The following is a 17,696-nucleotide window of genomic DNA, read 5'->3' on the forward strand; positions in this document are numbered from 1 at the left end:
TTTATTCTGTTGCTTTTGCTTGTGCATCATCAATAGTTTCAGGAGCTTCCTCAGTAGCCTCTTCAGCCGCTGCTTCTACTTCTGCAACCTCTTCCACAACTGGTTTTGCTGCTTCAATTCTTGCTTCATTTACTGCTTTTTCTGCTGCTAAAGCTTTTGCTTTCGCTTCAGCCTCTGCTTTAGATAAACCTTCTGATTTTGCAGAAATTTTTGCTGTTTTTTCCTCTAACCAAGCTGCAAATTTAGCATCTGCTTGCTCTTGTGTTAAAGCACCTTTTCTTACACCACCAGCTAAATGATTCTTTAACATTGCACCTTTATAAGATAAAATGTTTTTAGCAGTATCTGTTGGTTGTGCACCATTTTGCAACCATTCAACAGCTTTATCAATATTTAAATCAATAACTGCAGGGTTAACGTTAGGATTGTAAGTACCAATTTTTTCTAAGTACTTACCATCTCTTTTTGCACGAGCATCAGCGGCAACTATCCAATAGAATGGTTTCCCTTTTTTACCGTGTCTTTGTAATCTGATTTTTACAGACATAATTTGTTAATTTTTTGAGGTTCTCGACCTCGGTTATTAAAATTCTTACCATCTCGTGATAAGCGAGTGCAAAAATACAAAACCTTTTGAAACTAAAAGCCTATTTATCAATATTTTTTGGGCGTTTTAACAGGCTTTCACTACTCGCTTTTTTTCTGAAAAAGAAAAAAGAGCTCAAACAGGCCGTTCAATCCTTAACGCAATTAGCAATTAGCAATTAGCAATTAGCAATTAGCAATTAGCAATTAGCAATTAGCAAAAATGAAAAACTTTTTACACTTACCACTCTAAAACTCTGAATACTTAAAATTTTGAAACTTTTTAAGGTTATTTTATTTGATGTTTTTGTACTTTTAACTTTCAATTTTTACCGTTGTTTTAAACAACCAATTTCATCTACAAAACACCAATTATGTACTTAATTTTCGATACAGAAACTACAGGTTTACCAAAAAGTTGGAACGCTCCAATAACGGATACAGACAACTGGCCAAGGTGTATACAAATTGCATGGCAATTGCATGATGATATGGGAAATGTTTTAGAACACAACAATTTTCTAATAAAACCAGCAGGTTTTAACATTCCTTTTGATGCAGAAAGAATTCATGGTATTTCTACAGAATTGGCAGATGAACAAGGAATTGCTTTAGATAAAGGCCTACAACTTTTTAACGAAGCCTTAAAAAAAACCAAATTTATTGTTGGACAAAATGTAGGTTTTGATATTAATATTATGGGATGTGAATTCCATAGATTAGGTGTAGAAAATAATTTAACTACGCTCCCACTTTTAGACACCTGTACAGAAAAAACTGCTACGATGTGTCAAATTCCTGGAGGAAGAGGAGGAAAATTTAAACTACCCACTTTAACAGAATTACACAAGCATCTTTTTGGTGTAGGTTTTGGTGAAGCGCACAACGCAACAGCAGATGTTGAGGCAACTACACGTTGTTTTTTAGAATTAATTCGTCTTAGAGAATTTACCAAAGAGCAGTTAGATGTAGATGCAGACTATTTTAAAAGCTTTTCAGAAGCAAATCCAAAACCAATACAAGTAATTGGTCTAAAACACATCAACCTAAAAAAAGAAAGCGATAAAATTCGCAAACGCTTAGAAAAACTAAAAGACGTTGCAGAAACTAAATCAACTTCAGAAGGTTTAGCAGAATTAGAAAATGTACAATTTGCGCATTTACACAATCACACGCAATTTTCTGTTTTACAATCTACCATGCAAATTGGCAATATTGTAAAAGCAGCAGCTGCAGACAATATGCCTGCAATTGCTATGACAGATACTGCAAATATGATGGCTTCTTTCCATTTTGTTAGTGCTATTTTAAATCATAATAAAAATGCAGAAAACCCAATAAAACCAATTGTTGGTTGCGAATTTAATGTTTGCGAAGACCATAAAAATAAATCACAAAAAGACAACGGGTATCAAGTTGTTTTGTTGGCAAAAAACAAAAAAGGCTATCACAATTTAGCAAAAATGTCTTCCATTGCCTTTGTAGACGGTTTTTACTACGTACCAAGAATCGATAGAGAAATTATCAAACAATACAAAGAAGATATTATTGTTCTAACAGGTAATTTATACGGCGAAGTTCCTAGTAAAATTTTAAATCTTGGAGAAAAGCAAGCAGAAGAAGCCTTACTTTGGTGGAAAGCCCAATTTCAAGACGATTTTTATATCGAGTTAATGCGCCACAATCAACAAGATGAAGATATTGTAAACGAAACTTTATTAAAATTCTCTAAAAAACACGATGTTAAAATTGTTGCCACAAACAACACATTTTATTTAGAGAAAAAGGATGCCAACGCACACGATATTTTATTGTGTGTAAAAGATGGCGAAAAACAAGCTACACCAAAAGGTAAAGGTCGTGGTTACAGGTATGGTTTGCCTAATGAAGAATATTATTTTAAATCTACAACAGAAATGAAAACGCTTTTTGCAGATTTGCCAGAAGCAATTATAAACATTCAAGAAATTGTAGATAAAATAGAAATTTTTACATTAGCTAGAGACGTTTTATTGCCCGCTTTTGATATTCCTGATGAATTTAAAGATGCAGAAGACGAAAAAGACGGAGGTAAACGTGGGGAAAATAATTTCCTAAAACACTTAACTTTTGAAGGCGCAAAAAAACGTTATGGAGAAATTACAACATCTATTAAAGAACGTTTAGATTTTGAGTTAGAAGTAATTGAAAAAACAGGTTATCCTGGTTATTTTTTAATTGTTGAAGATTTTATTAGAGAAGCCAGAAATATGGATGTTGCCGTTGGTCCTGGACGTGGTTCTGCAGCAGGTTCTGTAGTTGCCTATTGTTTATGGATTACCAATATAGATCCTATTAAATACGATTTACTTTTTGAGCGCTTCTTAAATCCAGAACGTGTTTCTATGCCAGATATCGATATTGATTTTGATGATGAAGGAAGAAGTAGGGTTATGGATTATGTAATTGATAAGTATGGTGCCAACCAAGTTGCACAAATTATTACTTATGGTACAATGGCAGCAAAATCTTCTATTAGAGATACCGCCAGAGTTTTAGATTTACCACTTTTTGAAGCCGATAGAATTGCCAAATTAATTCCAGGAATTAAACTAAAAAACATTTTTGGAGATGATGCCAAAAGTAAAGGAAAAGTAGACGGTTTACGTGCAGAAGAAAAAGAATTAGTAGAAGAACTAAAAACCATTTCTTATGGTAATGATTTGGCTTCTGAAACTGTAAATAAAGCTACTATTTTAGAAGGTTCTGTTAGAAATACAGGTATTCATGCTTGTGGTGTAATTATTACCCCAGGAGATATTACCAATTATGTTCCTGTAGCTTTGGCTAAAGATTCTGACATGTACGTTACTCAATTTGACAATTCTGTAGTAGAATCTGCAGGCTTGTTAAAAATGGACTTTTTAGGTTTAAAAACACTTACTTTAATTAAAGACACCGTTAAAATTGTAAAAGCAAAACATGGTGTGGCGTTAGATCCAGAAAGTTTTCCTTTAGATGATGAAAAAACATACAAACTGTTTCAAAGAGGAGAAACTGTGGGTATTTTTCAATATGAATCTCCTGGAATGCAAAAACACATGCGCTCTTTAAAACCAACCGTTTTTGCAGATTTAATTGCCATGAATGCCTTGTACAGACCTGGACCAATGGAATATATTCCGAGTTTTATCAACAGAAAACACGGTACAGCAGACATTGAGTACGATTTACCTGCTATGGAGGAATATTTGGCAGAAACCTACGGAATTACAGTTTACCAAGAGCAAGTAATGTTGCTTTCCCAAAAATTGGCAGATTTTACCAAAGGTGAAGCCGATGTTTTGCGTAAAGCCATGGGTAAAAAGCAAATTGCGGTTTTAGATAAAATGAAACCAAAATTTATTGAGCAAGCCAGCAAAAATGGGCATGATGAAGAAAAACTAGAAAAAATATGGAAAGATTGGGAAGCCTTTGCAAGTTACGCCTTTAACAAAAGTCACTCTACTTGTTATGCGTGGATTGCTTACCAAACTGCGTATTTAAAAGCACATTATCCTGCAGAGTATATGGCATCTGTACTTTCTAACAACATGAAAGATATTAAAGCGGTTTCGTTTTTTATGGAAGAATGCAAACGTATGGGACTAGAAGTTTTAGGACCAGATGTAAACGAATCTTTCTTAAAATTCTCTGTAAATAAAGAAGGTGCTGTTCGTTTTGGTATGGCTGCAGTAAAAGGTGTGGGTGAAGCAGCTGTAAAAGCCATTATTAAAGAACGCGAAGAAAATGGCAATTACTCATCAATTTTTGATTTAGCAAAACGTATAGATTTACGCGCAGCAAACAAAAAATCTTTTGATAGTTTAATAAAAGCCGGTGCTTTTGACTCTTTTACAGATACACATAGAGCTCAGTATTTTGCTACAGATGAAAAAGGACAAACGTTTTTAGAACGCGCCATGAAGTTTGGTAATAAATTTCAAGAAAATAAAAACTCTGCTCAAGTTTCCATGTTTGGTGAAGCTTCTACAGTACAATTTCCTGAACCTGATATTCCTGAATGTGAAACTTGGGGAACAATGGAATTATTATCTCAAGAAAAAGAAGTGATTGGTATTTACATATCTGCACATCCTTTAGATGATTTTAAAAATGAGATGAAATTTTGCAACGCTTCTTTAAAATATTTTAAAGGTGAATTAGAAAAGTTAGTTGGAAATAATTTAGCCTTTGCCTCTATAATTACAGATGTACAACATAGAGTTTCTAAAGCAGGAAAAGGTTGGGCTATGTTTACTATGGAAGATTATGGTGATAGCCACGAATTTAGAATTTTTGGCGAAGATTACTTAAAAATGAAACATTTTTTAGTACCCAATTCTTTCTTATTTACAAGATGTACCATACAACCAGGTTGGATGAACAAAAATACAGGTGTTATGGGAGAACCTCGTTTAAAGTTTACAGAAATGAAATTATTGCATGATATTATGGACGAACTCTGTAAAAAAGTAACCATTCAATTACCTTTAGAAGAAATTAATGCACAAACTATTTTAAATCTAGAATCTATCTTAAAAAACAAACCTGGTAAACAAAGCTTAAACTTTACCGTTTGGGACGAAAAAGAGAAACTAGAAGTGAGCTTACCAAGTAGAAACACAAAAATTCATATTTCTAATGAATTGTTGGCAACTTTAGAACAACAGCAGATACAGTTTAAGCTGAATTAAAACTTTTATGAAAAAAACTACACTATATTTTTGTTTGATTCTTTTAGTTTCATCTTGTGGTCCTGCCATAAAAATTAAAGCATACAAACCTTCAAAAAAAATCGAAAATATAAAAAAACCAGATTCAATATATATTGTAAAATCAGAAAGAGTACCAACGGCCTATAAGGGTTTTAAATATCCGTATAAGCATATTAACGGTTTTAAACATTATGAAATATCAACTTCTAAAATTTTAAATATCGGGAAATTTAAAAATTTAAATGAACTTAAATTTTACTACACTTATTCATCATTCTACACAAGAAAAAGCATGTATGAAAAATATAACAATTGGGACAAATCTATTTTTATTAAAGGAATAAGGAAACCTTATTTAATATGGGAAAACATTAATTTATTTAAAAATAGTAACAAAAAATATACAATTATTGCTGGTGGTTTTGAATCTACAACTTCTATAAGCGACGCTGATAGAATTTATTCTTCTGTATTTGTAGTAGATGAAAAAGGAAACGATTGTCTTGCTGATAAAGATTCAGCATTAACAAAAAAAATAATTAGTTTCTTTTCTAAAGGCATACTTAACCTAACAAATAATGAGGAGTTTTATTCTAAATTTCATAATTAATATTTAAAAAAATTAGACAACTATAATTTCAATAAAATTAAGTATCTCTTTCTAAAACTCAATATTTTTTTATTTACAAATTATTAACTTTTACCCAGTAATATTTTCTTAAACAACGCTCAGCGTTTAAGTCATTGTAAATTATAATGGCCTTTTCCTAGTATAAATCAAAAAAGAAAATAGGTCTAATTTCAAATTAATAAATTATTTTCATCAAAATAGTAATATTTTTGTTGAACGCTATTTATTTTATGAAATCCTTAAAAATTCTAGCAAAACCAACACTTTTACAATAAATTAACGAAACCTTCACTTTTACAGAGTTAATTAAACCTAACTTTGTTCAACAAATATTAAAAAAAATGGAACAAAAAAAGAACGGTACTTGGGTAAGTTGGAATGAGAACTTAAAACACGACTATAAATCGCTTTACAAAGTAACTACAGAAGAAGAGTTGCGAGAAGTAATTGCGAACAACGATAAGATTCGTTTTTTTGGAAACAAACAATCTTCTGCAGATATTGCAGCAGGAACTGCTGCTTTATTAGACATGAAAAGCTACAACAAAATAGTTTCTTATGACTATAATGCAAAAACGATAACTGTAGAATCTGGTGTTATTTTAGGAGATTTATTAGAAGCTATAGAAAAAGTAGGTTGGTGTATTCCTTGTTTGCCAGACATTAATACTATTACAATTGGTGGCGCATTAGCCACAGGAACACATGGTACAAGTGGTAAACTATTATCAGAATATATTGCTTCTTGCAGGTTGGTTTTAGCAGATGGTTCTGTAAAAGAAATTAACAAAGAAGACAATTTACTAAATGCTGTAAAAGTTTCTTTAGGAATGTTAGGCGTTTTATCTACCGTAACTTTTCAATGCGAACCAGAATATACCTTACATATAAAAGAAAGACCAGAAAATGATAACCAATGGTTACCAAAAGTACAAGAACGTTTAAAAAAACATGCTTTTTTAAGAATACTTTGGTTGCCACACACCAATAATGGTTATGTAATTACTGGCGATAAAATAAATCCTGATACAGAAGTTAAAGAAAATTTAGGTCCTAAATTTTTAAAGCATAGAAGAACAGCATCTAAAATATTATACAAATATTCGCATGTTTTCCCATGGATAACTGCTGTAGCAAACAAATTATTATATCGTGGCTTTTTTAGTTCTAAAAAAGAACATAAAGGCTCTTTATACCAAGCAACCGTTACAAAGTCTAGAGGTTCTACTTTAGAATTGGCAGAATGGACCGTTGGTTTAAGCAAATTTCCACAAGTATTTGCAGAGCTAAAAGAAGAAATTAACAAATGGTCTAACAATTCTTTTATTCATATTCCTATGGATGTTCGTTTTGTGCAAAAAGATGAAGCTTGGTTAAGTTATGCCTATAATGAAGATATTGTAACCATGGGTTGTGTATCTAGAAATGCAGCAACTGCAGATACTTACGAAGCTTTTAAAACAGTAGAAAACATCTTTTTAAAATATGGTGGAAGACCACATTGGGGAAAACGTTTTGCAGCAAAAGACGCACAATTAACTAAAATTTATCCAAAATGGGAAGATTTTAAAGAATTAAGAGCAAAATTAGATCCTACAAATAAATTTTTGAATCCGTATTTAGCCAAATTGGTAAATGCTAAAAAAGCTGTAAATGCAGAAAAAGTTACTGCCTAAAGGTTTTTTATTTGATTTTGACGGCGTTGTAGTCCATAGCTTTAAAAGCCATGGTAATGCTTGGAGCAGTGCTTTTAAAGAATTATTTCATCAAGAAATTGCACCTTTTCCTAAAAGTCATGCAGGTAAATCACCCATGCTAATTGCAGAATATTATTGCAGTGTTATTGGCGAAGAAAAACGTGCAGAAGAATTGTTTTTATTAAAAGACATTCATCTAGATACGCATTTTACAATACCAGATTTGTTACCTGGTGTTAGAGAATTTACAGATTTTTTAACGGCCAAAAATATACCTTATGGCATTGCAAGCAACGCCACAAGAGGTTTTCTAAAAAATAGCATTAAACACTTATACTTGAACTTCAAAAATTATTTTGGAGTTCAAGATTATGACAAGCCAAAACCAGCACCAGAAGCCTACATAAAACTAGCAAAACATTTAGGCTTTACTAAAACCGATTTTAAAGACATTTGGGTTTTTGAAGACAGTTTAACAGGCACAAAAGCAGCTAAATTAGCAGGAATGGTGCCTATTGGAATTACAACTCAATACACAGAAGCCGAATTAAAAGATGGCGGAAGTGCATTGGTTTTTCCAACTTTATTAGAAGCTTATCAATATTTACAAAATAATTAAATGGGCGTTCCCTTTCAGGTCAGGCTTTCGCTACTCACTTTTTTTGCTGAAAAAGCAAAAAAGAGTTCAAACAAGCCGCTCAATCCTTAACGCGTATAGAGTACTTCAAAAGGAAGTTATTTAAATCCACTTTTTTGATATAAAAAACCTCACAGTTTCCAAAATCTGTGAGGTTTTTAATTTTTAAAATCCAACAACTTAATTTGATGTCAACTCTGTAAACAAACTTTCTAAAGTTTTGTTTTCAGAACTTAATTCTAGCACCTTAAAACCATTTTCTTGAGCAAAATCAAAAATTTTAGCACGCATATCTTCTTCAGAATTAAAAGTAAGTTGCCAAGTATTTGTATTTATTTTTTTTGATATGACTAAATGGTCTAATTTTTCAACCTGAGACGCATCAACTTCAATATTAAAAATAACCTTAATAATTTGTTGCGTATTATTTTGTAATTCAGCCAAAGGTTTATCAATAATTAATTCGCCTTTTTTTATAATAATGACACGATCGCAAACAGCTTCTACTTCTTGCATAATGTGTGTAGAAAAAAGTACAGTTTTATCTTTACCCAATGCTTTAATTAAAGTTCTAATTTCTACCAACTGATTAGGATCTAAACCTGTAGTAGGTTCATCTAAAATTAAAACTTTAGGATTATGTAAAATTGCAGCAGCCAAACCAACTCTTTGCTGGTATCCTTTAGAAAGCTGATGTATTTTTTTGTGCGCTTCTAAAGTTAAACCTACTTTTTCTATGCAATTTTCTATTTCCTTTTTATCAACTTTAAAAATACTTGCTTGAAATTGTAAATATTCGCGCACATACATATCTTTATATAAAGGATTATGCTCTGGTAAATATCCAATATTTTTTTGTGCGGCTAAAGGATTTTGTAAAACATTAATATCATCAACCAAAACTTCTCCAGAATTGGGTTTTATAAAACCTGTTAAAATCTTCATCATTGTAGATTTTCCAGCACCATTTGGCCCTAAAAAACCAATAATCTGTCCTTTATCTGCTACAAAAGAAACTTCATTTAATGCTTTCTGTGTTTTATAAAATTTAGATACTGAAGTTACGTTTATAGACATGTATTTTGTATGCTAGGTTAATAAGATTGCAATAAGAATTGCTAAATTAAACAACGAAATTAAACTGAATTTAGTTTTTAAACAACACTAAATTTCTCTAATTTTTCTAATATTTTTCATTCTTGCCCAAGCCAATCTATGGCGTTGTTTGTAAAACCAAAGTGTACCTAAATCTAATAAAAAATAAAAAAAACTTATACCACTTGGTGGATTATGACTTGGCAAAAAATCGAAAATTCCCCAAGCTGTTGCAGGCCATTTCCAACATAAATAATACGTACCTACAATTTCTAAATAAGCAACGGTAATGTACATGGTTAAATAAAACAAACGCTCTCTTGGTTTTTTTCTTAAAATTAGCAATGTTGCAGCTGTCATTACAAAACCAAAGACATCATTTTTTAAAACAAGAAATACGGTTGCATAAATTATAATAAAAACCGTAAAAAAACCTTCTATTTTAACTTTATGTTTCAGAATACTAGCTGCTTTAGAAAAATACAAAACTGCCATGTATACTAAGGCGTGACCTGGTGGCACATAATGTGGTACATTTCCTAATCTATAGGTATACATTCCCATAACAATAGAGAATAAATATTCGCCAATAATAGCTATAATTACTGCGATAATCATTTGTTCTTTGTTTCTTTTATTCACTTGAAAAAAAACAATAACAAACACTACAAGCATTACTGCATTTGCATAATGTTGCGCATTTTCTGTGATGGCTACAAAATAATAGCTATCTAAAAACAAACCCGTTACCAAAAAAAAGAAAATTAACCCTAAGCTTTTTAGAAATGCGTATACAGGCGATTTTGTTGCTAATAAACTCATGTTGCGAAAATAATAAACAAAATAAAAATGGCTCCATAATTTTGGAGCCATTTTTAAAAGTTATGCAATTCTAAATTTTATAATTGATAACGAATTCTAAAACTTACAAATCTTGGCAAAATAAAACGCTCATTAATCGATGTAGAAATAATACCTTGATTAATGCTTGCTTCTGAACCTGTTGCTAAAAGGTTATTAGCAACAATTTCGTATTCAAACTTGGCATCTCTATCTTTTCTATACGCTAATTTTGCATTCCAAATACTAAAGGTATTGGCACTTTCTCCGTCTACTAATTGGTCTGTAAAAGAAAAATTAGAAGTTAAGGTTACAGAATTCCAGATGTAAGCATCAAAATTTATAGAAGGCGTGTGATTTACTGTTTTTACAACAGCATTTCTAGCACTGTTATTTTGATCTAAGAAAGAAACAGTATATCTTAAAGTTACATTTGGTGCTTTGGTAAAATTGGTACCAACTCTTGCTCCTAAAACCCTACTTATATTCTCATTTGTATTGGCTACGCTATTTAAAAATTGAAAAGTTTTAGAATAATTAAACCTACCTGTTAAAGAAGTTTGAATTTTACCAAACCTTTTACCTGCGTTTAAAAAAGCAGTTGCACTTTCATTATCTAAAGGTGAATTTAAAAAAGTAGCACTAGAAACAACACTACCTGGTGTAAAAATTGTATTTCTATTTACTTGATCTGCTGTTTTACTGTAAGCCAACCTTCCTACAACATTGGTATTATTAAACAAATTAAAACTTCTGTAAAACAAGCTAAAATTGTGTGTATTAGAATTTAACAAAGAGGCGTTACCTGCTTGAAAAGAATCATAATTACCAGCCACAACACCTCTTGCAATTTGGTTTACGTCTGTAAAATTAACTTGTTTTCTATAATTAAAGGTTAAGCTCTCACTTTTTTTAAACTGAGCAACCATTTCAAATTCTGGCAATAATTCAGTAAAAGTATCTTTAAAAAATTCTGTACCATATTGCGTGTTATTAACATTGTACGCATGTGCTGTAACGCCTGGAGTAAAAGTAAAAATTCCTGCTTTTAATCGATATCTTGCACCAACGTATAAATCTGTAAAATTATATTGCGTATCGTTGGTAATTTGCTCATCTTCTATTCCGTCTATTTCTGGATCTGGATTAAACTGTGTTCCGTTATCTAAAATCTGAAAAAAGCGCGAATTAAAATTTTGACTGCTTGCAATAGTACCTGCTACAAAATTTAAATTACTCTTACCGTTTAAAATATAATAGTAATCTAATCTCGCATCTAATTGATTTGTTTTTACCTTTCTATCTTGTTCTAAAGTGTAAAATAAATTGGTTCTATCCAATCCTAAATCTTCTGCAGCATCATCAAAACCATCATTATCTGCAAAATCATTATTATTAGGATCATTTTCTAAAGACGCAATATAAAAAGGGTCTTCATCTTGCAAAACATGCGTAACTTCTAAAGCAAAAATGTTTTTTTCATTTGCTGTATAAAAATAACTCAAATCTTGATTTATAGTGTAAGGTGTTGCATTTTGCGTTTCTGTAATATCACTTAAAACCCTTGAAGAAATATTTTCTACTCTAGATTCATTAGAAAAACGCCCAGAAATGTTATAATTCAACTGATTATTTACATCTTTTTTATAAATGGCACCAAAACGAAACAAACCTGTATTACTATTTTGGTCTGTAGTATTGTCTCTAAACTCATCTGGAATTGCAGGATCTATATAATCAATATCTATAATATTTCTTTGTCCGTTGCTATTTCCAGACCAAATTAAAAAACCTGTTAGATCTAATTTTGTGTTGGGAGAATAACTAAAGTTTACGGCAGATAGTTTAGTTTCTATTCTGTTTGCATTTCTTGCACCTGCATTTAAAAACCCAATACCCACATCTGGCAAACTAATATTTGTACCATTAGAAGGACTTTCGCTTCTAAAACCACCGCCAAAACTTCTCACATCTCTCCTGCTTAATACAACATCTCCTAAATTATTTAAATCTCCAATAACATTAATGGTATATTTAGGCGAATAATAAAATAATTTAGGTTGCAACAAATACAAACCTGTGTCTTGAGAGTTTCCACCTCCAACAGAAATATCTCCAAACCAAAAATTCTTTTTTCCTTCTTTTAGTTTAATATTAATAGCAACTCTATCTTGGTTATTTTGTACACCACTTAATTGACTAACGCTGGAGTAATTTCTTAATACTTGTATTTTATCTACGGCGTTAGAAGGTATGTTTTTAGAAGCCAATCTAGTATCTCCACTAAAAAACTCTTTACCATCTACCATTATTTTTTCTACACGCTTGCCTTCTACTTCTATTTGTCCTTGGTCGTTTATTTCTACTCCAGGTAGTTTTTCTAAAACATCTTCTAGTTTTCGTTCAGAACCATTTTTAAAAGAATCTGCATTGTATACAATAGTATCTCCTTTTATAGTTACTGGCATTTTAGAGACTATAGTAATTTCGTCTAAAGAATTGTCTTCTTTTAAGGTTATGTTTTTTACAATAGCTGCTTCTTTGGTAAGCAGCTCAAAATCTGCAGGCTTAAAACCTATATAACTAATTTTAATATTGTAAGTACCATTTTTTGCCAAATCTAATTTGTATCTACCTTGTGCATCTGTAAAGCCGTAAGACGCCATTTTTTTTGTAATTTTATCTATGGCCAAAACATTTGCCATTTCTAAAGGTGCACCAATACTATCTTTTACAACACCTGTTAGTTTTACTTGAGCATTAGCAAATAGCGTAATCATAAAAAGGGTTAGTAGTAATATTTTTTTCATTTATTTAGGTATAAAGTTTGATTTGTTTTTTAGTTTAGTTTCTTCTTCCTCCTCTGTTTCTGCCTCTAAAACGTGCTCTCATTTCTTCCATTTTTTTGGTAATGGTTTCTGTATAATCTTTTCTTGTAATAGCTTCTCCTTTAGTTGGCTGTTCAATTTTTATTTTATCTGCTGGGTTCAGCACTATTTCTGTACATAAAATTGTTGTTCTACCTTGGTTTACTTCTAAAATTAAACCTGGTAAACCCCAATATTCTCCTGGTCCGTTACTAACTGGTATTTGTGGTGTGTACCAAGCTGTAACTTCAATTTTTGCAGGCATTTCTATGTCTTCTGTAACTTTTACTGTGTTTGTAGAATCTTTTTTTGCTTCGTCTTTCTTTTTATCATCGTCTCTATTTCTACGTCTCATATTTGTCCAATCTAAAGGATCTACATCTTTGGTTAATGTTGCTTTATAACAAATGTAATTTCCTATTTTTTTAGTTTCGCTACCCAATTCCCATTGTGGCATTTCCATGTTATCAGAAATTAAAAACTTTTTACCAAAAAACTCAGTAGATTCTAAAGCTACCATATCTTTTGTGTTTTTATATTTTGTTCCACCACCAGTCATTCCTCCCCAGCCTCTTCTACTTTCAGCACCAGGAGCCGCCAATTTTTCGTCTTCTTTGTAAACAGATGCTGTTTTATTGAAAGTTAAAATATAAGTTTTCTCTAAAAAAGATTTCATTCTTGCCGCAATTTCCTTTTTTCTGGCTTCAGACATTTGTCCGTTTCTAGAAAAACGACTCATATCTACAGTTGATTTAGACATATAGGTTGCTTTTCCTTGAAAATCTTTTTGAGCAAAAGTTGTTATGGTAATTAGTGTTAAGGCTAATGTTACGAATGATTTCATATGTTTTTTTTCTAATTTTAAGTCAAAACTAATGTTATTGATCTTTCATTAGACTTAAAAAAACCTTAAAAGTTTAATTAGAAATTTTTAAAACTTTAATTCTTATTTATCATAAATAAAAATTAACCTGTAAACTTTATATTAACACCATTTCCTAAATCTAAACCATTTCTACCTTTCATCTTCTCTAGCATCTCTTCAGATTTTTGTTTTCTAATTTTATCAAACTTTTTTTGAGAAATTACTTTTCCTTTTTTTGGTTCTTGAATGGTGATTTTTTCTTTTGGGTTTAAAATAATTTCTGTGCAAACAATTATTTTTTTACCATCATTTACTTCTAAAATTAAACCTGGCAAACCTTGGTAATTTGCTGGCCCGTTGGTTAAAGGGATTTCTGGAGTGTACCAAGCTGTTGTTACAATAGTTTCTTTGGTAATAGCCTCTTTTTGTTCTCCTTTTACCATACTAATTTTCTTTTTTTCTACCTCTTTAGAATAGGTGGCTTTATAACAAGTATATTGCCCAATGTTTTTAGTTTCTGAAGATAATTCCCAATTGTGTTTTGGTAATTCATCTTTTATTAAAAATATCTTTCCTTGTATTTCTGTTTTGTTTGCAAAGGTGTTTTTTTGAATATTTTTAAAATAAATATCAGTATCGCCTCCACTTCCCAAAGAAAAAACTCTTAAACCCTTTCCTGTAATTGCAGCAGTTGGACTTTTTAATTTTACTTCTTGCTTGTAGGTAGATGTATTTTTATCGAAATTTAAAATATAGGTTTTCTGATTCATCTTTTGAAAACGTTGTCTAATTTCTTCTTGCATAGCAGCGTCCATTCCTGTGCTTTTATCGTCTTTAATTTTAAAAGTACTTTTCTGGCTTGTTTTGTAAATTGCTTTTCCTTGAAAATTTTGTGCATTTATAGATACTACCATCAACAATGCAAATGCGGTAATAATTGTTTTCATAATATAAAAGGTTTAGTAATTTTTAGATATTTTAATTAATGCTTTTATTATTTTTTTTGAGGTTTTTATTAAACTGTCTATGTCTTTTGTTTTTCCTCCAGTTGTCATAGTGCCTTTAAATTTATTTTTAGATGCTTTTAAATCTAGCTCGAAACTTAACTCTATTTTATCTTCTGGTTTATTGCTTTCAAAAATACTTTTAATGTCTTTCCATTTAATTTCTTCTAGTTCTTTAGTAGAACTTGCTATAAATTGTAGGGAAGTTATTTGAGAAACTTCATTTTTAGAATACGTTGCAGAACTTTTTTGTTCTTGTGCTTTTAAAACAAGACCGCTTAACAACAAAAATAAAATGTATATTTTTTTCATAATTTTAAGGTTTATTAATTGAACACTGCAAAGATGTAATTGTTAATTGATTTTTAAAGTTAACGAGTGTTAACTAGTGTTAACCAACTGATTTTATAATTTTTAGAAACTATATTTGTAACATGATTACTAAAAAACATCAATGGATTTTTTATTTAATTGCAAGTACTATTGTAGCAACTATTGCCATACAATTTTATTGGAATTATAAAAATTACGAAGAAAATAAAAGGCAAGTAACCAACGAAATTCAGTTAAGTTTAGACAATGCTGTAGAAGAATATTATGCTACTTTGGCAAAAAGTAACTTTATAACCATTGTAGAAAATAAAACTGATAAACGTAAATATTTTAAGAAAGATTCTTTTAGTAAAATCTTAAAAAAGCTAAAAGAAAATAATTCTGAACAAGAAAAACCTAAAGTAACTATTAACAATATTAAAATTACTTCTAGTGATAAGCTATCTAAAGAACGGATAGATTCTATGATGAATGAAACCAAAAAATTTGTTACAGAATTTAATATAAAAAGAGATTCTTTAGCTGATGAAAAAGCAAAGCGAATACCAATAACCTCTAATTTTTTGGATGATAAAACCGGTTATAACCTAAAATCTGACGGCACAAAAACACCCGTAAAATATTTTAAAGGTAAAAAAGCTGCAGATAGTTTAAAATTAGTAACCAATTTAAAGCCTATTTTTATTTCTTTTTTAGATGAATCTATAGAATACAACGTAATTGATTCTTTAATAGAAAAACAATTAGAACAGAAAAAAATTAACCTTAAAACCAGTTTTCATCATTTTAAAAATGACACTCTTTTTTACCAAACAAAAGATTCTTTATTAGAGAAAAATGTGTTTGCTGTCAATTCTAAATCTACTTATTTAAAAGATAACGAAGCGTTTAAACTTGTATATAACAATCCTAATTTTGAAATCTTAAAACGCAGCTTTTTCGGTATTTCTTTGTCTTTCTTATTAGCTGTAGCAGTTATTTGTAGTTTATTTTATTTGTTAATGGTTATTCGCGAACAAAAAGAATTGGCAACCATAAAAAACGATTTAATTAGTAATATTACCCACGAATTTAAAACGCCCATAGCCACAGTTTCCACAGCTATTGAAGCCATAGAAAATTTTAATGTTTTAGACGACAAAGAAAAAACCAAAAAATACCTTTCTATGTCTGCTGTACAATTGAAAAAATTACATCAAATGGTAGAAAAATTATTAGAAACTGCCACTTTAGATAGCGAACAACTTATTTTAAAGAAAGAAAATGCAAATGTTGTAGAAATTATTGAAAAACAAGTACACAAACATCAACTACTTTCTGTAGAAAAAACAATTACATTTTCTACCAACATAAAACCTATTTATATACAAGTAGATGTTTTTCATTTTGAAAACGCGGTTTCTAACTTAATTGATAATGCTGTAAAATACGGTGGAAATAAAATAGAAATTAATATAAATTCCATTTTAAATACCACAGAAATTGCAGTGGCAGATAATGGAAAAGGCATCGATAAATTACAACAAGAAAAGATTTTTGATAAATTTTACAGAGTACCCAAAGGGAACACACACAATGTAAAAGGTTTTGGAATTGGCTTGTATTACTGTAAAAAAATTATTGAAAAACACATGGGTACCTTAACTTTAACATCCACAAAAAACAATACTATTTTTAAAATCAGCTTGCCAAATGAATAATATAAAAGTATTACTAGCAGAAGATGAAGCCAGTTTAGGCATGATTGTAAAAGAAAGCTTAGAATCTAGAAAATTTACAGTTTTTCATGCAGAAAATGGTGAAGAAGCTTTGCAAATTTGCAAAACAGAAAAACCAGACATTTTAGTTTTAGACGTTATGATGCCAAAAAAAGACGGTTTTACACTGGCCAAAGAAATTAGACTAGAAGATAAGATAATTCCAATTATATTTTTAACAGCAAAATCACAAACTGCAGATGTTTTAGAAGGCTTTAATCATGGTGGAAATGACTATATAAAAAAGCCGTTTTCTATGGAAGAATTAATTGTTAGAATTAATGCTTTATTAAATAGAATTGAACTAAAATCTGAAAAAGAACACATTAAAATTGGTAATTATACGTTTAACCTACCCAAGCAAACCTTAACTTTACTAGAAGAAGAACAACAACTAACGCATAGAGAAGCCCAACTGTTATTTTATTTAGCCAACAAAAAAAATGAAATTTTAGATCGTAGTTTTATTTTGAATAAATTGTGGGGAAACGACGATTTTTTTAATGCAAGAAGTATGGATGTTTTTATAACCAAGTTAAGAAAAAAGCTAAAAAAAGACGAAAACATACAAATCATAAATGTGAGAGGTATTGGTTATAAATTACTTTGTTAATTCTTTTACAATTGTAAAATTTATGTACCTTTAACC

At 30.4% G+C, this 17,696-nt stretch carries 13 protein-coding genes; 6 read left to right on the forward strand and 7 right to left on the reverse strand.

All coding sequences use genetic code 11. The features are described 5' to 3' along the window. Position 1: 1 nt before the first annotated feature. Complete coding sequence (locus Q0762_RS09090) at positions 2–547, reverse strand: 30S ribosomal protein S16 (RefSeq protein WP_298766186.1); 546 nt, start codon at positions 545–547, stop codon at positions 2–4. A 412-nt stretch (positions 548–959) separates the two neighbouring features. Here Q0762_RS09090 and dnaE point away from each other — a divergent pair, with 412 nt between their 5' ends. The 4 genes from dnaE to Q0762_RS09110 all read left to right on the forward strand — a co-directional run bounded on the left by dnaE (position 960) and on the right by Q0762_RS09110 (position 8,268). Next, positions 960–5,300 carry a DNA polymerase III subunit alpha gene (gene dnaE, locus Q0762_RS09095; protein WP_298766187.1) on the forward strand — a complete coding sequence of 1,447 codons (4,341 nt, stop codon included), beginning with the start codon at positions 960–962 and terminating at the stop codon, positions 5,298–5,300. Between the two features lie 7 nt (positions 5,301–5,307). After that, positions 5,308–5,931: a hypothetical protein gene (locus Q0762_RS09100; protein ID WP_298766189.1), complete on the forward strand. Its 624-nt coding sequence runs from the start codon at positions 5,308–5,310 to the stop codon at positions 5,929–5,931. 362 nt (positions 5,932–6,293) lie between these two features. After that, a complete protein-coding gene (locus tag Q0762_RS09105; RefSeq protein ID WP_298766190.1) occupies positions 6,294–7,628 on the forward strand; it encodes a D-arabinono-1,4-lactone oxidase in 1,335 nt (444 codons plus the stop codon). After that, positions 7,606–8,268 carry an HAD family phosphatase gene (locus Q0762_RS09110; protein WP_298766192.1) on the forward strand — a complete coding sequence of 221 codons (663 nt, stop codon included), beginning with the start codon at positions 7,606–7,608 and terminating at the stop codon, positions 8,266–8,268. The genes Q0762_RS09105 and Q0762_RS09110 overlap by 23 nt, the downstream gene beginning before the upstream one ends. Before the next feature lie 198 nt (positions 8,269–8,466). On the opposite strand, the gene gldA is transcribed toward Q0762_RS09110, so the two are convergent. The 6 genes from gldA to Q0762_RS09140 all read right to left on the reverse strand — a co-directional run bounded on the left by gldA (position 8,467) and on the right by Q0762_RS09140 (position 15,269). Further along, complete coding sequence (gene gldA / locus Q0762_RS09115) at positions 8,467–9,363, reverse strand: gliding motility-associated ABC transporter ATP-binding subunit GldA (RefSeq protein ID WP_298766193.1); 897 nt, start codon at positions 9,361–9,363, stop codon at positions 8,467–8,469. Positions 9,364–9,450: 87 nt separating this feature from the next. Continuing rightward, positions 9,451–10,203, reverse strand: a complete 753-nt coding sequence (locus Q0762_RS09120) for a hypothetical protein (RefSeq protein ID WP_298766195.1) — start codon at positions 10,201–10,203, stop codon at positions 9,451–9,453. Positions 10,204–10,280: 77 nt separating this feature from the next. Continuing rightward, positions 10,281–13,031, reverse strand: a complete 2,751-nt coding sequence (locus Q0762_RS09125) for a TonB-dependent receptor (RefSeq protein ID WP_298766197.1) — start codon at positions 13,029–13,031, stop codon at positions 10,281–10,283. A gap of 34 nt (positions 13,032–13,065) precedes the next feature. After that, positions 13,066–13,932: a GLPGLI family protein gene (locus Q0762_RS09130; protein ID WP_298766198.1), complete on the reverse strand. Its 867-nt coding sequence runs from the start codon at positions 13,930–13,932 to the stop codon at positions 13,066–13,068. A gap of 122 nt (positions 13,933–14,054) precedes the next feature. Further along, a complete protein-coding gene (locus tag Q0762_RS09135; protein WP_298766199.1) occupies positions 14,055–14,900 on the reverse strand; it encodes a GLPGLI family protein in 846 nt (281 codons plus the stop codon). Between the two features lie 12 nt (positions 14,901–14,912). After that, on the reverse strand, positions 14,913–15,269 hold the full coding sequence (locus Q0762_RS09140) for a hypothetical protein (RefSeq protein ID WP_298766201.1): 357 nt from the start codon (positions 15,267–15,269) through the stop codon (positions 14,913–14,915). Between the two features lie 122 nt (positions 15,270–15,391). On the opposite strand from Q0762_RS09140, the gene Q0762_RS09145 reads away from it, so the two are divergent. Together Q0762_RS09145 and Q0762_RS09150 are read left to right on the forward strand one after the other, a co-directional pair. Continuing rightward, positions 15,392–16,990: a HAMP domain-containing sensor histidine kinase gene (locus Q0762_RS09145; protein ID WP_298766203.1), complete on the forward strand. Its 1,599-nt coding sequence runs from the start codon at positions 15,392–15,394 to the stop codon at positions 16,988–16,990. Continuing rightward, on the forward strand, positions 16,983–17,660 hold the full coding sequence (locus tag Q0762_RS09150; protein WP_298766204.1) for a response regulator transcription factor: 678 nt from the start codon (positions 16,983–16,985) through the stop codon (positions 17,658–17,660). Before Q0762_RS09145 ends, Q0762_RS09150 begins: the two co-directional genes overlap by 8 nt. Positions 17,661–17,696 lie beyond the last annotated feature (36 nt).

It is taken from the genome of uncultured Polaribacter sp., assembly GCF_947495205.1.
Taxonomy (GTDB): Bacteria; Bacteroidota; Bacteroidia; order Flavobacteriales; family Flavobacteriaceae; genus Polaribacter.